This window comes from Photobacterium angustum, from assembly GCF_002954615.1.
Taxonomy (GTDB): Bacteria; Pseudomonadota; Gammaproteobacteria; order Enterobacterales; family Vibrionaceae; genus Photobacterium; species Photobacterium angustum_A.
Map to the genome: position 1 here is coordinate 2260293 of NZ_MSCJ01000001.1, position 17591 is coordinate 2277883.

Annotated in this window: 15 protein-coding genes; all 15 read right to left on the bottom strand. The window is 41.9% G+C overall.

Annotation, left to right across the window (positions count from 1 at the left end):
• Positions 1 to 60: 60 nt before the first annotated feature.
• The 15 genes from dnaE to tsf all read right to left on the bottom strand — a co-directional run bounded on the left by dnaE (position 61) and on the right by tsf (position 17577).
• Positions 61 to 3540 carry a DNA polymerase III subunit alpha gene (gene dnaE / locus BTO08_RS10005; protein WP_105060852.1) on the bottom strand — a complete coding sequence of 1160 codons (3480 nt, stop codon included), beginning with the start codon at positions 3538 to 3540 and terminating at the stop codon, positions 61 to 63.
• A gap of 128 nt (positions 3541 to 3668) precedes the next feature.
• Positions 3669 to 4280 (bottom strand): ribonuclease HII, encoded by a 612-nt coding sequence (rnhB, locus tag BTO08_RS10010; RefSeq protein ID WP_105060853.1) that lies wholly within the window; start codon positions 4278 to 4280, stop codon positions 3669 to 3671.
• Position 4281: 1 nt separating this feature from the next.
• Positions 4282 to 5424, bottom strand: a complete 1143-nt coding sequence (gene lpxB / locus BTO08_RS10015) for a lipid-A-disaccharide synthase (RefSeq protein ID WP_105060854.1) — start codon at positions 5422 to 5424, stop codon at positions 4282 to 4284.
• Positions 5424 to 6212 (bottom strand): acyl-ACP--UDP-N-acetylglucosamine O-acyltransferase, encoded by a 789-nt coding sequence (gene lpxA, locus BTO08_RS10020; RefSeq protein ID WP_105060855.1) that lies wholly within the window; start codon positions 6210 to 6212, stop codon positions 5424 to 5426. The genes lpxB and lpxA overlap by 1 nt, the downstream gene beginning before the upstream one ends.
• Entirely contained in the window at positions 6209 to 6664 is a 456-nt protein-coding gene (fabZ, locus tag BTO08_RS10025; RefSeq protein ID WP_005371673.1) for a 3-hydroxyacyl-ACP dehydratase FabZ, read from the bottom strand. Before fabZ ends, lpxA begins: the two co-directional genes overlap by 4 nt.
• Positions 6665 to 6757: 93 nt before the next feature.
• Positions 6758 to 7786, bottom strand: coding sequence for a UDP-3-O-(3-hydroxymyristoyl)glucosamine N-acyltransferase (gene lpxD, locus BTO08_RS10030; protein WP_105060856.1), 1029 nt, complete (start codon positions 7784 to 7786; stop codon positions 6758 to 6760).
• Between the two features lie 112 nt (positions 7787 to 7898).
• Positions 7899 to 8408: an OmpH family outer membrane protein gene (locus BTO08_RS10035; RefSeq protein ID WP_105060857.1), complete on the bottom strand. Its 510-nt coding sequence runs from the start codon at positions 8406 to 8408 to the stop codon at positions 7899 to 7901.
• Between the two features lie 17 nt (positions 8409 to 8425).
• Entirely contained in the window at positions 8426 to 10852 is a 2427-nt protein-coding gene (bamA, locus tag BTO08_RS10040) for an outer membrane protein assembly factor BamA (protein WP_105060858.1), read from the bottom strand.
• A gap of 35 nt (positions 10853 to 10887) precedes the next feature.
• Complete coding sequence (gene rseP, locus BTO08_RS10045) at positions 10888 to 12243, bottom strand: sigma E protease regulator RseP (RefSeq protein WP_105060859.1); 1356 nt, start codon at positions 12241 to 12243, stop codon at positions 10888 to 10890.
• Positions 12240 to 13436, bottom strand: a complete 1197-nt coding sequence (gene ispC, locus BTO08_RS10050) for a 1-deoxy-D-xylulose-5-phosphate reductoisomerase (protein ID WP_105060860.1) — start codon at positions 13434 to 13436, stop codon at positions 12240 to 12242. The genes rseP and ispC overlap by 4 nt, the downstream gene beginning before the upstream one ends.
• Positions 13437 to 13494: 58 nt before the next feature.
• A complete protein-coding gene (locus BTO08_RS10055) occupies positions 13495 to 14343 on the bottom strand; it encodes a phosphatidate cytidylyltransferase (RefSeq protein WP_105060861.1) in 849 nt (282 codons plus the stop codon).
• Positions 14344 to 14443: 100 nt separating this feature from the next.
• Positions 14444 to 15205, bottom strand: coding sequence for an isoprenyl transferase (locus tag BTO08_RS10060; protein WP_105060862.1), 762 nt, complete (start codon positions 15203 to 15205; stop codon positions 14444 to 14446).
• A 73-nt stretch (positions 15206 to 15278) separates the two neighbouring features.
• Positions 15279 to 15836, bottom strand: a complete 558-nt coding sequence (gene frr / locus BTO08_RS10065; protein ID WP_005371660.1) for a ribosome recycling factor — start codon at positions 15834 to 15836, stop codon at positions 15279 to 15281.
• A gap of 77 nt (positions 15837 to 15913) precedes the next feature.
• Positions 15914 to 16642 (bottom strand): UMP kinase, encoded by a 729-nt coding sequence (pyrH, locus tag BTO08_RS10070; RefSeq protein WP_004998455.1) that lies wholly within the window; start codon positions 16640 to 16642, stop codon positions 15914 to 15916.
• A gap of 89 nt (positions 16643 to 16731) precedes the next feature.
• Positions 16732 to 17577, bottom strand: a complete 846-nt coding sequence (gene tsf / locus BTO08_RS10075) for a translation elongation factor Ts (RefSeq protein ID WP_105060863.1) — start codon at positions 17575 to 17577, stop codon at positions 16732 to 16734.
• Positions 17578 to 17591 lie beyond the last annotated feature (14 nt).

Genomic DNA, 17591 nt, shown 5'->3' on the forward strand with positions numbered 1-17591 from the left:
ATCCTTTTGCTTATGATGATGATAGGGACTTAACTACCCTATCATAAACATTAAGCGCATTTAATTAAACTCAAGCTCGACCTGCTTATCACCTAGGAGTGTTTTTAGATCCGATATTAATTGATCGGCTGGCGTTATTCGCCATTCTGTTCCTAAAGTGAGTTTGGCACGGGCATTCGAGCGCTGATAGTACATATTAACAGGCACAGTACCTGCTCTGTGTGGTTCCAACACTTGGCTGAAACGGGCAAAAAATTGCTCATCAATCTGCTGTTCTGTTACAGATATAGCAAGACCACGGAGATGTTTTTCTCTCGCTTCTGATATATCGAGCACTTCACGTGCAGACATTCTAAGGCCACCATTGAAATCATCAAAGCTGACCTGTCCTGATACCACCACAATTTTATCTTTTTCAAGCAGATCAACATAGCGATCTAAGGCATCAGAGAATAGCATGACTTCCATTCGACCTGAACGATCATCAAGCGTCATTAAACCAATTCTGGTCCCACGTTTGGTTGTCATTACACGGGCGGCAATAACAAGCCCAGCAACAGTCGCTACCTTATCACGTCCTGTTTGCTGCGCATCTTTTAAACGCCATGTGGTGTAATGTTTTAATTCTGAGATATACGCATTTATAGGGTGACCTGTTAGGTATAAACCTAATGTTTCACGCTCCCCTTCCAACCAGACTTTATCTGGTGCTTCAGGGATATTAGCATACTTATTCTCAACTTCTTCTGGTGCCGCAGTTAATACACCAAACATGTCGGCTTGACCAAAGGCTTCGGCTTGGTGGTGCTGACTCGCCGCTTTTATCGCATCATCTAAGGTTGCCAGCATCGCAGCACGATTAGGCCCTAAACGATCCATCGCACCCGACTTAATCAGTTTCTCTAAAACGCGTTTATTGACTTTTTTAGTATCAATACGGGCACAGAAATCAAATAAATCTTTAAAGTGACCACCTTTTTCACGGGCACTAATAATATTTTCAATCGGGCCTTCACCGACCCCTTTTACCGCACCGATACCGTAAACAACGGCACCGTCTTCATCAACATTAAAACGATATAAACCTTTATTAACATCCGGCGGCAGCAGCTTTAGTTTCATACGGTGACATTCGTCAACCAAGCTAATGATCTTGTCCGTATTATCCATGTCGGCTGTCATTACCGCAGCCATAAACTCGGCAGGGTAATGTGCTTTTAACCATAAGGTTTGATAAGACACCAATGCATAAGCGGCTGAGTGCGATTTGTTAAATCCGTAACCGGCAAATTTCTCTACCAAGTCAAAGATTTTCATTGATAGCTCGCCATCAACGCCATTTTTTATCGAGCCTTCTTCGAACACAGCTCGCTGTTTCGCCATTTCTTCAGGCTTTTTCTTACCCATCGCACGACGAAGCATATCCGCGCCGCCAAGGGTATAACCCGCTAGCACCTGCGCGATCTGCATTACCTGTTCTTGGTACAAGATAATGCCGTAAGTCGGATCGAGAATTTCTTTTAATGACTCGTGTTGCCATTTTTCATCAGGATAAGAAACCGCTTCTCGACCATGTTTACGGTCAATAAAGTTATCTACCATGCCTGATTGCAACGGGCCGGGACGGAATAGTGCCACCAGAGCGATCATATCTTCAAAACAGTCGGGTTGAAGACGTTTGATCAGATCTTTCATACCACGAGATTCGAGCTGGAATACCGCAGTTGATTCTGAGCGTTGTAACATCGCAAAGGATTTAGGATCATCCATTGGAATCGCTGCGATATTTATAGGCTCTTTGCCTTGTTCAACCAAACGTGGGTTAATTAGCGCTAATGCCCAATCAATAATGGTTAATGTACGTAGACCTAAGAAGTCGAATTTAACTAAACCCGCAGTTTCAACATCATTTTTATCAAACTGAGTAACAGGGTTATTACCCTCTGCATCACAATATAAGGGAGCAAAGTCGGTGATGGTTGTTGGCGAGATAACCACACCACCAGCGTGTTTACCTGCGTTACGCGTTACCCCTTCAAGAATGCGACACATATCAATCAAGTCGCGGACTTCTTCATCCGCATCATAGGCTTGACCTAATTGAGGTTCGGCATCAAACGCTTTGGCGAGTGTCATCCCAGGCTCTGCTGGCACTAACTTTGAAATGCGATCAACAAAACCATACGGGTGACCTAGTACACGACCAACATCTCGAATAACCGCTTTCGCTGCCATGGTACCGAACGTAATGATCTGTGATACCGCATCACGACCATACATTTCAGCCACGTGATCGATAACCAAATCACGCTTATCCATACAGAAATCGATATCAAAATCGGGCATGGAAACACGTTCAGGGTTCAAGAATCGCTCGAAAAGTAAGTCAAACTCCAGAGGATCTAGATCGGTGATTTTCAGCGCGTAAGCAACCAATGAGCCCGCACCTGAACCGCGGCCTGGGCCTACTGGTACATCGTTATCTTTCGACCACTGAATGAATTCCATTACGATCAAGAAGTAACCAGGGAATCCCATTTGGTTAACAACTTTTAATTCGATATCTAGACGCTCATCATATTCAGGACGACGAGCAGCACGCACTTCTGGATCGGGAAATAAAAATTCTAAACGTTCTTCGAGTCCTTCTTTAGATTTAGCAATCAAGAAGTCCTCAATTGTCATATCACCCGTTGGGAAATTAGGTAAGAAATACTCACCTAATCGAACGGTCGCGTTACAACGCTTTGCGATTTCAACTGAGTTTTGTAGTGCTTCTGGGATATCAGCAAATAACTCGCACATTTCTTCTTCACTACGAAGATACTGCTGTGCGCTATAAAGTTTCGGACGGTTGGGATCGACAAGGGTATAGCCGTCATGAATAGCAACGCGAATTTCATGTGCGTCAAACTGATCAGCAGTGAGTAAACGAACATCATTAGTAGCGACAACGGGTAAATCGGCTTTTTCTGCCAGCTCAATCGCAAAGTGAAGGTATGCTTCTTCATCTGCACGCCCTGTGCGTACTAATTCCAAATAGTAACTATCAGGGAAATGGGTTTGATAAAAAGCAACTAAGCTATCAACCATTTTCTGGTTGCCTTTTAATAAAGCTTTACCCACATCACCATTTTTACCACCGGATAGGATAATAAGCCCTTCACGATGATTCACGAGCCACTCTTTATCAATAACAGGCAGGTGCTGTACATGACCACGTTGGTAGGCTTCAGAAATCAATAAAGTAAGATTTTTATAACCTTCATTATTGGCAGCAAGAATGGTGAGTTCAAATAGCTCATCGCCCATCTCAGCAGACTGTACTTTGAAATCTGCACCGATGATTGGCTTGATTCCGGCATCATGAGCAGCAAAGTAAAACTTCACTAAACCACATAGGTTAGTAAAGTCTGTCATTGCGAGTGCAGGCATACCAAGTTCTGATGCCTTTTTAACGATAGGCTTTACTTTCGCCAAACCGTCAATCATCGAATAATCACTATGAACACGAAGGTGGATAAAACGTGGTTCTGCCATGACAACCTAATTTATTACGTAACTTAATTATGAAAATTATACCTGAAACAAGGTATGAGAGGTATTGAGCAAACAAAAAAATGGCATAGCGAATAGCTATGCCATTAGTCTGTAAAAAGAAAAATCGTTTAGTCTAAACCCAATACTCGCTTTACGGGTTTAAAGCTCTTACGATGCTGCTCTATTGCACCGTATTGCTCTAATGCTTCAAAGTGTGCTTTGGTTGGATAACCTTTATGTTTAGCAAAACCGTACTGCGGAAACTCAGCATCTAATATTTCCATTTCACGATCACGGGTCACTTTAGCAATAATGGATGCGGCGCTGATCTCTGCAACGCGTAAATCCCCTTTCACCACAGCCTGTGCAGCCATCGGTAATTCAGGTACTTTGTTACCATCAATAAGTACGTAATCTGGCTGTACACTTAAGCCTGCTACTGCGCGCTGCATCGCAACCATCGTTGCTTGCAAGATATTCAACTTATCAATTTCGTCCGCTTCACAACGACCTAATGACCAAGACAACGCTTTTTCTTTGATTTCATCAAACAACAAATTGCGTTTTTTCTCGGTCAATTTTTTAGAATCCGTTAAACCTTCAATGGGATTATTCGGATCTAAAATCACAGCCGCAGTCACCACTGCGCCAACTAATGGCCCACGACCAACTTCATCAACCCCAGCAATACAAGTTGCTTGCGGGTAAACAAAAGGTTCAAACTCTTTTTTCTCAGCCATTTTACGCTCTATCAATCAAGGCAAGGACGGCATTTGCTGCTTGCTCATCAGCATTACAACGAATGGTTTTATGCATCTGCTCAAATTTCAACATCAGCTCAGAAGTGTCACCATATAGCATTTTATCCACTTCATGATAGAGCTTCTCTGGCGTGCAATCTTCTTGTAAAAGCTCTGTGACCAGCTCTTCATCTGCGAGAATATTTGGCAATGAAACATACTTAGTTTTAAGCATTTTCTTAGCCAGCCACGCCGTTAATGGTTTCACTTTATAACCCACCACCATCGGACGCTTCACTAACATACATTCTAATGCAACTGTACCCGATGCGAGCAATACAGCATCCGAAGCAATCATTACATTACGAGCAGTATCATCCACCAGCACGAAATCAAGATCCGGTGCTGTTTGTTGCCACGCTTGCTCAAATTGTGCTCGACGCTTTTGATTAACTAGTGCAACGACAAAACCTAAATCAGGATGTTTAGCCTTAAGCTTTTTACACGTTTCGATAAACGGTGGCGCGAGCATTTCCATTTCGCTACCTCGGCTTCCGGGTAATACCGCAAGCCATCGTTTATCAGGATCTAGGCCTAATAATGTTTGTGCAGCACCTTGGTCGGTTTGCAATGGAATAGCGTCTGCCATTGTGTGCCCGACGAACTCACAAGGAACATTAAACTTATCGTAAAACGCTTTTTCGAATGGTAAGAAAGCAAGCACAAGATTGGTGGCAGCTTCGATTTTAAAGATACGCTTTTGGCGCCATGCCCATACCGATGGACTGACATAATGCACGGTTTTAATACCGCTTTCTTTTAAATCTTTTTCTAGGCGTAAGTTAAAATCAGGCGCATCGATACCAACAAAAACGTCTGGCGGATTATCGCTAAAGTATTTAACAAGCTCTGCTTTTACCTTAAATAAGCGAGGTAAGCGACCTAATACTTCAACAATCCCCATCACCGCGAGCTCTTCCATATCAAACAGCGCTTCACAGCCTTCTGCCTGCATTCGAGGACCTGCAACACCAACAAATTCAGCATCTGGGTATTTGGCTTTAACGGCTTTAATAAAACCTGCACCTAAAATATCGCCGGAGATTTCTCCGGCGACAATTCCTATTCGAAGTGGCTTCGTCATTAGCGAATAATACCGCGTGTCGAGTTTTCAAATAGTTTCAGGAATAAGCCAATTGAAGGATAATCTTTACTCATTTCTTCAAGTACAGGTTTTACTTCAGCTAGCGTTTTACCTGAACGGTAAATTTCTTTATATGCACGACGAATAGCATGTAATTCTGGCTTTTCAAAACCACGACGCTTTAAGCCTTCGATATTAATACCGAACGGTTTCGCGTGGTTACCTTGTGCCATTACAAACGGTGGCACATCTTGGACAACAATAGAGCCGCCGCCGATAAAACTATGTGCGCCGACAGTACAGAATTGGTGTACTGGCGATAGTGCAGAAATAATCGCGTAATCTTCAACTGTTACGTGACCTGCTAATGTCGCGTTATTGCCCATGATAATGTTATCGCCCACAACACAATCATGCGCAATATGTACATTGACACAGAAAAGGTTATCACTACCTACGATAGTCACACCTTTATCTTGTACTGTACCGCGATGCATTTGAACGCTTTCACGGATCACATTGCGATCACCAACCACAAGACGTGTTGCTTCGCCTTGATATTTCTTATCTTGGCACTCTTCACCGATCACGGCGAATGGGAATATACGGTTATCTTTACCGATCACCGTTGGACCTTTAATCACAACGTGTGACATCACTTCAGTGCCTTCACCAATTTCAACATCAGTGGCAATATAAGTGAATGGACCAACTTTAACATTAGCGCCAATCTTTACACCGTCTTCAATCACTGCTGACGGATGAATTTGTGCGGTTTCATGGATCATGAGAATACTCGTCGTGCACATTTAAGTTCAGCTGAACATACCACTTCGCCGTCAACTGTTGCTACGCCATTAAATAGCGCAATACCGCGACGCTCTTTGATAAATTCAACATCCAAAATAAGCTGATCACCAGGACCTACAGGCTTACGAAACTTTGCTTTATCGATACTTGCAAAGTAGTACAGTTCATTTTCAGCAGGTGCACCAAAGGTTTTAAATGCAAGTAGACCTGTTGCTTGTGCCATCGCTTCTAAAATCATTACGCCTGGAAACACCGGCATATTAGGGAAATGACCAGTAAATTGAGGCTCATTGACAGAAACATTTTTGATTGCTGTTAACGTTTTACCTTCATCATAATTAGTAACACGGTCAATCATTAAGAAAGGATAACGATGAGGAAGCAGTTCCTGAATTTCTGTGATGTTTAGCGTCTTATTTTCGCTGGTCAAAACTAAATACCTGTATTAGAAAGAATAAAATAATATTCAATATAAATGCAAAACGGCCTACACAAGGTAGGCACATCAATTAAACGTAAAAACTTACTTCTCTTTCGCTGCGAGTTCTTTTTCAACAGCTTTTAAACGTTTGTTCATATCATCAATACGATGAACACGCGTTGCAGTTTTACGCCATTCGCGGTTTGTTTGTAATGGAATACCTGAAGAGTACATGCCTTTTTCTTCAATACTTCGCATTACCATGCCCATACCAGTGATGGTTACACCATCAGCAATATTGATATGGCCATTTAATACTGATGCACCACCAATAATACAATATTTACCAATTTTGGTGCTACCAGCGACAATTGTACCACCCGCCATCGCTGTACCATATCCGATCTGCACGTTATGGGCGATTTGCATTTGGTTATCAATGATCACATTGTCTTCGATAATGGTGTCATCGAGTGCACCACGGTCAATCGTAGTACATGAACCAATTTCAACACGATTACCAATACGCACAGAGCCCAGTTGAGGGATTTTCACCCACTCACCTTTATCATTAGCGTAACCGAAGCCATCGGCACCAATAACCGTGCTTGATTGCACTAAACAATCGCTACCTAACTCAACGTTGTGGTAGATAGTGACGTTCGCCCATAATTTAGTGTTATCACCAATCACCGCACCTTTACCGATAAAACAACCCGCACCAATTTGCACGTTATTACCTAAAGTAACACCTGCTTCAATCACTGCGTTATGGCCAATAGCAACGTTATTACCTAGTGTAGCTGTTGGATCAACAAATGCAGATGCGGCTATCTCGGTTGCAGCTGCTGGCGTTGTATCTAATAGTTGTGCAACTAATGCGTAGCTTAAGTAAGGATCTTTAACAACTAATGCATTACCTTGGAAGAATTCGACATCCGCTTCTCGTAGCATTACTGCATCAGCCTTGCAATCAGCAAGTTGCTTACGGTATTTGCTATCAGAAAGGAACGTTATTTGACCTTCCACAGCCTTGCTCATTCCAGCAATAGAATGGATTTCCACAGAGCCGTCGCCTTGAAGCTCTGCACCTAATTTTTCAGCTAGTTTAGCAAGTGTGATTGCAGCCATATTTACCTTATACCTATTGTAACAACAGCCACAAAAGTGGCTGTTAGTACGCTAAAAACTGGTATATCGCGAAAATAGCGATATACCAATCATTATTGCTTTATATTACTGATTATTTTACCGCAGCAATCACTTTAGAAGAAAGATCATCTTTCTTATTTGCGAATAAAACAGCTTGTGCATCTAGCACGATGTTATAACCATTTTTCTCTGCAACTGTATCAATCGCTGTACGGATTTTCTTAACAAGCTTCTGCTCTTCTTCCATACCACGACGGCGTTGATCTTCAGCAAGTGCTTGTGCTTTTAGTTTGTAATCAGAATCAAGTTGAGCAAGCTCTCGTTGTAGCTTTTGACGTTGATCTGAACTCATTAGTTCACCATCACGCTTTAATTTATCAATCTTGCTCTTCATCTTAGTTTCGATAGAACGTAGTGCCGCAACACGACCACTGAATTCTTTCTTTAACTTATCTTGAACCTTGTAACGCTGAGCTAACTCAGACATTGCTTGACCAGTAGATACGTAACCAATTTTTTGAGCAGCTTCCGCTGCATTTGCGTACATAGACGACGATAGAATTACCAAGCCAAGACTTGCTGCTTTAATCCATTGTTTCAAAAGTTCTCTCCTCAAAATTAGAATGTCTGGCCAATAGTGAATGTGAAGAATTCCTCATCATCCCCTTCATATTTCTTGATTGGCTTAGCAACCGAGAATACAAGTGGACCCATTGGCGACATCCACTGTAAAGCTGCACCTGCAGAAGCGCGGATCATACCTGGATCAGAGTAATCTGCCAGTTTTTGACCGTTGCTGCTCTTATAATTCAGGTTATATTCGGTATCCCAAACAGAACCAGCATCAACAAAGAAGCTCGTACGAATTTGGTTTTTCAACTCATCAGAGACAAATGGTGTTGGGACAATTAGCTCCATACTTGCAAGCGCAATTGCATTACCACCAGCAGCATCATCAGTACCAGTCGCACAGTTGTTATTACCTTGACCATTAACGCCACAACCACCAACAAATACCGCTTTTGGACCTACAGTATTTGAACGGAAACCACGAATTGAACTAAAGCCACCGGCATAGAAGTTTTCGTAGAATGGCATTAGCTGATCGCTACCATTATCCGTTGTACCGTAACCATTACCGTAACCCAACTTACCACGTAGTAATAAACTAAAGTTTTGGCTCTCTGTTAACGGTATGTATTGACGAACGTTGTACTGCGCTTTGAAGTACTGTGAGTCAGAACCAGGAATTGTCATCTTAAATGAGAAATCTTGGCGGTTACCAGAGGTTGGGAAGTAACCTCGGTTTAAGTTGTTACGAGTCCAGCCAAATGTCCAGCTGTAATCATCAAGAGTGATCGCATTATCACTATCGAGATCAAAGCCATGAATCTTTTTAAACTGCTGAATTTGGTAATAATCTTGAGTATTCGAAATCTTATTGTGATCGTAACCCAAACTAAAGTTAAAGTAGTTTAACTCATTAAATGGGAAGCCCCACGTTAAGCTTGTACCGTAGCTTTGGTTGGTGTAATCCGAGATATTGGCATCAGATGCTTCAAACTCGTTATAATAGATCTTACCACCAAGGCTGACATTATTAATCGTGAAGTAAGGATCGTTGTACTCAAGGCTAATATTTTTCGAGTAATCGTTAGTCATCGCATTGATACCAAAACGATTACCGGTACCTAAGAAGTTATCTTGAGTTAAACCGGCTTGGAAACTAATACCTGATTCAGTACCGTAACCAACACCAAAATTAACACTACCAGAGTTGGCTTCTTTCACGTTGTACTTAATATCAACCTGATCATCAGAACCAGGTACTCGTACCGTTTGTACATCGACATTTTCAAAGAAACCAGTACGGTTTAAACGTGTTTTACCTGTTTCAATCTTCTTCGCGTTTAACCAAGTACCTTCCATTTGACGCATTTCACGGCGTAAAACTTCATCTTTAGTATTGGTATTACCACGGAACTCGATATTACGAACGTAAATACGTTTACCTTGCTCAACATTTACAACCAATGATACTTCATTGCTCTTATCATCAAACTCAGGGTATGTCGTTACTTTCGGGTAAGCGTAACCTGCTTCACCAAGCTTACGTTTAACCGCTTCTTCTAGCGATGTAACAGCAGCACCGTTATAAACAGAGCCAGTCTTAAATGTTACCAGCTTATCGAATTCAGCAACGCGACCTGCAACATCACCACGGAACTGTACATTCTTAACTTTATACTGATGCCCTTCATGGATTTTAAGAGTGATATACACACCTTTTTTATCCGGAGAAATAGACACCTGTGTATCATCAAGTCGATACTTCAAATAACCATTATTCAAATATTGAGAACGTAGCGTTTCTAAATCGCCTTGCAATACTTGTTTTTGATATTTTTCATTCGCCATGAAGTTCCACCAAGGCACATCGTCCTTAAGTGTAAACTTACTGCGTAATTCATCATCACTGAAAACATGGTTACCTAAAATGTTAATCTGCTTAATTTTTGCAGACACACCTTCAGTGAAAACAAATTTAATATCAGCACGATTACGAGGCAAAGGCGTAACAACAGCTTCTACCGTTGCGTTGTATTTACCAACACTGTAATAGAAATCCTCTAGCCCTTTTTCAATTTTTCGTAACGTTGTACGATCAAGTGCTTCACCCACACGCAAGCCTGATGCTTCTAAATTTTCTTTTAGCTGCTCAGCTTTGATCGCTTTGTTACCTGAAAAAGTAATATCAGCAATAGTAGGACGCTCTGTTACATCGATCTGAAGCGTATTACCGTCACGATATACTCTAATATTTTCAAAGTTGCCAGAAGAGTAAAGTGATTTTATCAGTTCTGAAATATCCTGTTGATCAACAGTATCTCCAACGCGGACTGGCATTTTTAACAATGCCGCACCTAACGTGACACGCTGAAGTCCTTCAAAACGAATGTTATCAACTACAAATTTATCTTCCGCACTATGCGCAACGCTACTGGTTAAAAGCAGCGATGCGACCAACAGTTTTTTAATCGCCATTACTGTTCTGATTATTCCTTGCTAAAAACGCATTATTAAAGACGGGTAAAATCATTGAATAGCGCAACGGCCATTAACGCAACCAAAACGGCTGATCCCACTCTATAGCCAATATCCTGAATTCGTTCTGATACAGGACGACGGGTTACAGCTTCAATAGCGAAAAACATTAAATGTCCTCCATCCAGTACAGGAAGCGGTAACAAATTAACTATACCTAAATTGACACTTATCAGTGCTAAAAATCCGAGAAAATAGACCAGACCAAAATCGGCGGTCATTCCTGCACCTTTTGCAATAGATATCGGTCCACTGAGGTTTTTAATTGCAACATCACCTGTAAACAGTTTAGTGACCATATCAAAAGTCAATGTCACTAATTGCTTAGTTTTTTCTGTTGCTTTAACCGCAGCTTCAATTGGGCCAAATTGTAAGTTTACTTTATAGGATTCTGGCCACGGTTCAATCGCAGGCGCCAATCCTACATAGCCAACTTGGTTACCATTTGGCTCAACCTTGCTACGAGGAACTAATGATAACATCACCGGTTCATCATCTCGCAACACTTCAACTGAAAGCGGTTGCTCAGGGTGCGTGCGCACCGCATCAACAAACTGCTGCCATTCAGTTACAGGCTTTTTATCAATTGCTACAATCTTATCATTTAATTTAAATCCTGCATCTACTGCAGCACTATTATCAACTAATTGCGCGACATTTAGCGTAATTTTAGGTCGATAAGGCGTAATACCTAATGTTTTTAGTACTTGCTGAGACTCAGGATCATAAGACCAATGAGATAGATCTAAAGTGCGCGTCACGATGACATTACTGTCAGGCTCTGTCGCTGTGATCACCATGCTCTTATCACCAATATGAGAAACCATTGCCATATTGGCTGATTCCCAATCAGATGTTTCGATTCCTGAAATAGATTTAAGTTCCATTCCAGGTGTAATTCCTGCTTGCGCCGCAATAGATTGTGGAGCCACTTCACCGATATACGGCTTTAACGCAGGGACCCCTATAAGATAAACAACCCAATATGCAAAAATGGCAAAAATAAAGTTTGCTAAAGGACCTGCAGCAACAATTGCACTCCGTTGCCAAAGTTTTTTGTTATTAAACGCCATATGACGCTTTTCTGCAGGTACTTCTTCTACCCGCTCATCAAGCATTTTTACATAGCCACCCAATGGGATCATTGCCAATGTATATTCTGTACCGTCTTTTCCTTTACGACGGAAAAGAGCCTTACCGAAGCCAATAGAAAAGCGTTCAACATATACACCACAACGGCGAGCAACCCAAAAGTGACCAAACTCATGGACAGCAATTAATATTCCTAGAGCAACTAAAAAAGCACTTAAATTGCGGATAAATTCAATCATGCAAATTCCTTGGTGATGACATCTGAAGCAAGTTGACGAGCTTGTTTATCTATTTCCATAACCTCAGCAATATTGTGAGGTTCAACAAGCACGGCTATTTCTAGCACTTTTTGGTTCACTTTAGCAATATCTGTAAAGCAAATTTCACCTGCTAAAAATGCCGCAACAGCCATTTCATTAGCAGCATTCAAAGTCGTTGTTGCTGCTTGTCCTTGATAGCACGCATCAATAGCAAGTTTTAAACATGGATAACGATCAAAGTCTGGTTTCATAAAAGTAAATTCACCAATTTGACTAAAATCAAGCGGAGCTACACCTGCATCGACACGCTCAGGGTATGCCATTGCACAAGCAATCGGCGTACACATATCGGGCAATCCCATTTGTGCAATAACAGAACCATCTTTATATTGCACCATTGAGTGAATAACAGACTGCGGGTGAATAATGACATCCATTTGCTCACGGCTGGCATTAAATAACCAACGCGCTTCAATATACTCTAGACCTTTATTCATCATTGTGGCTGAATCTACAGAGATTTTAGGCCCCATTGACCAATTAGGATGAGCAATCGCCATTGCTGGTGTCACATCATCTAACTCAGCAATATCTGTGTATCGAAACGGACCACCAGAGCCCGTCAATAACACTTTACTCACGCCCGATGCTGATAAATCACAACGTCCCATACGCTGCTGAATATTGGTCGGCAATGATTGAAAAATTGCATTATGCTCACTATCAACCGGTAATAATTCAGCACCATACTGCTCACAGGCATCAATGAACATTTGCCCTGTCATCACCAGCGCTTCTTTATTAGCAAGTAAAATACGTTTGCCTTTTTTCACTGCTGCCATTGTTGGTAATAAACCCGCTGCGCCAACAATCGCCGCCATAACAGTGTCTACATCATCAAGTGCTGCGACTTCACAAACACCTTGCTCACCACTAAGCACTGTTGTAGCAATTGCTTGCTGCTTTAATAAAGCCGTCAATTCTGCTGCGGCTTGAGTATCAAACATCGCAACAAATTTCGGTTGCCATTGCAGGCAAAGCGCAAACATTTTCTCAACATTTGAACCAGCAGCAAGTGCTACTACTTCAAATAGTTCAGGGTTTTTAGCAACGACATTTAAAGTACTGCTACCTATTGAGCCCGTAGCTCCTAGGATCGTTAACTTACGCATAAATTCACTTACATTTACAAAAAAGGCAGCGTAATGGCTGCCTTAGAAAAGAGGTGGCTTACATTAACCAGAGATAAAGTAATGCAAAAACAGGTATTGCTGCGGTTAAGCTATCAATACGATCTAAGATCCCACCATGTCCGGGTAATATATTACCGCTATCTTTAACGCCAGAAGCACGTTTAAACATACTTTCAACTAAATCACCAAGCACAGAAATGACAACAGTAATAATAGCTATCGATAACAAGCTTGAAATTGAGACAAACGGGATAGAAAGAAGTTTTGCACCTAGCCAAGTAATAATAACAGCTAAAATTACCCCGCCCACTAAACCTTCAATCGTTTTATTTGGGCTAACGGATGGCGCCATTTTATGCTTACCAAAACGCTTACCTGAAAAATATGCGCCAGTATCTGCAGACCAAACTAAGAAACAAACCAATAGAACAAGTTTAGCACCATGATACGAATCGATGCTGTAATCTACAGCACGTAACATTAAAATACTCCAAAAAAACGGGAGCAGTGTTAACAAGCCAAAAATCTGTTTAATAAAAGAGTTCGATGACCATAATTTATCAGTTTTAGGGTATGTAATCGCTAATATAGACGCGATTAGCCACCATATTCCACCGACTAATAACACGCCATGTAACCCATTACTCATCGCCGAAAGAGACGCTGTATCTACTGGTAATAACACTAGGCTAGTACCTAATGCAATCACAGGTAGAATCATTGCACGGATGCGAGATGATGTATTAACAAACTGTGTCCATTCCCAAAAGCCCACTAATGTTATTGCCGCAATGGCTACCACAAAGGCTGGAAATGGTAAGAAAAAGATCCCCGCAATAACAAGTGGTGCGAGGATTAATGCGGTAATAATTCGTTGCTTTAGCAAACTGCGTCCTCTATATAATTATTGTATAGGCAAAGGCCATATTCACTGTAAATAATAACGCCAACACACATTGCTGTGCATTGGCGAAAAATAATAACTCTTATTTTAACAATGCTTGTATTTGTTCGCCAGTACAGCCAAAACGGCGTTCACGAGTCACGAACCAAGCAACGGCATTCAATAAACTTGATTCATCAAAATCAGGCCAGTGTTCTTCTGTGAAAAATAACTCCGCATAAGCTGTCTGCCATAGCATAAAGTTACTAATTCGGCACTCACCACTCGTACGGATCAAGAGATCAACCTCTGGTAACCCATACGTTGAGAGCCCTGACTCTAAATCTTGTTCCGTTACGGTTGCGAGATCAAGCTCATTATCAATCGCATGCTGAGCTAGCTTTTTAGCCGCTTCTAAAATATCCCATTGCCCGCCGTAATTTGCTGCAATGTTCAACACCATGCCTGTATTGTCAGCGGTTAATTCTTCTGCCGCTGAAATTTTATCTTGTAAGCGCTGACTAAAACGGCGCTTATCACCAATAATACGTAATTGAATATTATTCTTATGTAATCTTTTTACTTCACGACTCAATACTGTCATGAAGAGCTCCATCAATAGTGAAACCTCGGCCTCGGGACGACGCCAGTTTTCACTACTAAAAGCAAATAGTGTTAATGCTTTTATACCAAGACGATTAGCAGTAGAGACTGTTTTTCGCACGGCTTCTACGCCAGCCTTGTGACCAAACACCCGAGCTTTGCCTTTGGCTTTTGCCCAACGACCATTACCATCCATAATCACAGCTATGTGGTTAGGAAGACAATCTGCCGAAAGCCCAGCCTCGATTGAATGCTCTGCCATCTCTATCCCTCAAAAAAAGCGCCGTGCTGCACGCACAGCGCCTCTAGCTATTTAAAACTTAACGAATAAAGTTTTAAACTTCCATTAACTCTTTTTCTTTTACTTCAAGAACTGCATCGATATTCTTAATAGCATCGTCTGTTAATTTCTGAATTTCGTCTTGCGCGCGACGATCATCATCTTCAGAAATTTCTTTGTCTTTTAATAGACCTTTAACCGTTGCATTTGCATCACGACGAATGTTACGAACAGCAACACGGCCTTGCTCTGCTTCTGCACGTACAATCTTAACAAGATCGCGACGACGCTCTTCTGTAAGCGGTGGAAGAGGAACACGGATCACAGTACCTGCAGACATTGGGTTTAAACCCAAATCAGACATCATGATCGCTTTTTCTACTTTTGGTGCTAGTTCACGGTCAAATACAGTGATAGCAAGAGTACGCGCATCTTCAGCAACAACGTTTGCCACTTGGTTTAACGGTGTGTTCGCGCCGTAGTACTCAACATGAATCGTATCAAGTAGGCTTGGGTGAGCACGACCTGTACGGATTTTTACTAGTTGATTTCGTAGTGCATCAACACTTTTTTCCATGCGCGTTTGCGCGTCTTGTTTGATTTCGTTAATCACAATAAATACCCTTGATAATTCGGTCACAGTAAAAAAGTAATCGTACTTTTTTCAAGTAATCAGTTGCCCACTTTTGCTTAAGCGTTAGTGATTAGCGTACCTTCTTGCTCACCCATCACTACGCGACGTAGTGCGCCTGGTTTATTCATGTTAAAGACACGAATTGGCATATTGTGGTCACGAGCAAGTGTAAAGGCAGCTAAATCCATTACCTTTAATTCTTTTTCAAGTACATCTTGGTAGCTTAGCTTATCACAAAGTACTGCATCTGGGTTCTTAACTGGATCATCTGTGTAAACACCATCCACTTTGGTCGCTTTTAGTACAACATCAGCTTCAATTTCGATACCACGTAAACATGCTGCTGAATCAGTGGTAAAGAATGGGTTACCAGTACCTGCAGAGAAAATCACTACACGGCCCTGGCGTAACTGGCTAATTGCATCAGCCCAGTTGTAGTTATCACAAACACCATTAAGAGGAATAGCAGACATCACTCGAGCGTTCACATAGGCACGGTGCAAAGAATCACGCATTGCTAAGCCGTTCATTACAGTTGCTAGCATACCCATGTGGTCGCCCACAACTCGGTTCATACCTGCTTCTGCAAGGCCAGCACCACGGAATAAGTTACCACCACCAATAACTAGGCCTACTTGAACACCCAGTTCAACGAGTTCTTTGATTTCTTGAGCCATACGGTCAAGAACTTGTGCGTCAATGCCGAAACCTTCTTCGCCTTGTAGTGCTTCACCACTTAGCTTAAGCAAAATTCGTTGATAAGTTGGTTTTGGGTTTGTGGTCATGTGTTTTACCTTCCAGGCTAACTTGAGATATGGAGTTGTAAAAAGACCGCAGCCTTGGCTACGGTCTTTGGCATTCTTATAAAGAAGGATTAACCCTTCTGAACAGCTGCTACTTCTTCTGCAAAGCTCATTTCTTGAGCTTTCTCGATACCTTCACCAACTTCTAGACGAATGAAGTTAGTTACTGTAGCACCAGTTTCTTTCAGTACTTCACCAACAGTTTTCTTTGGTTCCATGATGAAAGCTTGACCAGTTAGAGAAACTTCGCCAGTGAACTTCTTCATGCGGCCTTCAACCATCTTCTCAGCGATAGCTTGTGGCTTGCCTTCGTTCATTGCGATTTCAACTTGAACTTCACGCTCTTTAGCAACAACTTCAGCTGGTACGTCAGATGGGTTAACGTATTCAGGCTTAGATGCAGCAACGTGCATAGCTATGTGCTTAAGTGTTTCTTCATCGCCGTTACCAGCAACAACAACAGCGATACGAGCACCGTGTGTGTAAGCAGAAACTTTCTCGCCTTCGATGTAATCTACACGACGGATAGAGATGTTCTCACCAATTTTAGCAACTAGCTCGATACGTGCTTCTTCAAATTGTGTTTGAAGCTCTTCAATAGACGCATGGTTCGCAAGTGCTGCGTCAGCAACTGCGTTAGCGAATGCTAGGAAGCTACCGTCTTTAGCTACGAAGTCAGTTTGGCAGTTAACTTCAACAAGAGCAGCTTTACCAGCAGCTTCTTTGATGATGATAGTACCTTCAGCTGCTACGTTACCTGCTTTCTTAGCAGCTTTTGCAGCACCGCTCTTACGCATGTTTTCGATTGCTAGCTCGATATCAGCATTAGCTTCTACAAGCGCTTTTTTACAATCCATCATACCTGCGCCAGTACGCTCGCGCAGTTCTTTAACTAGGGCAGCTGTAACTGTTGCCATTGTCATAATCCTCA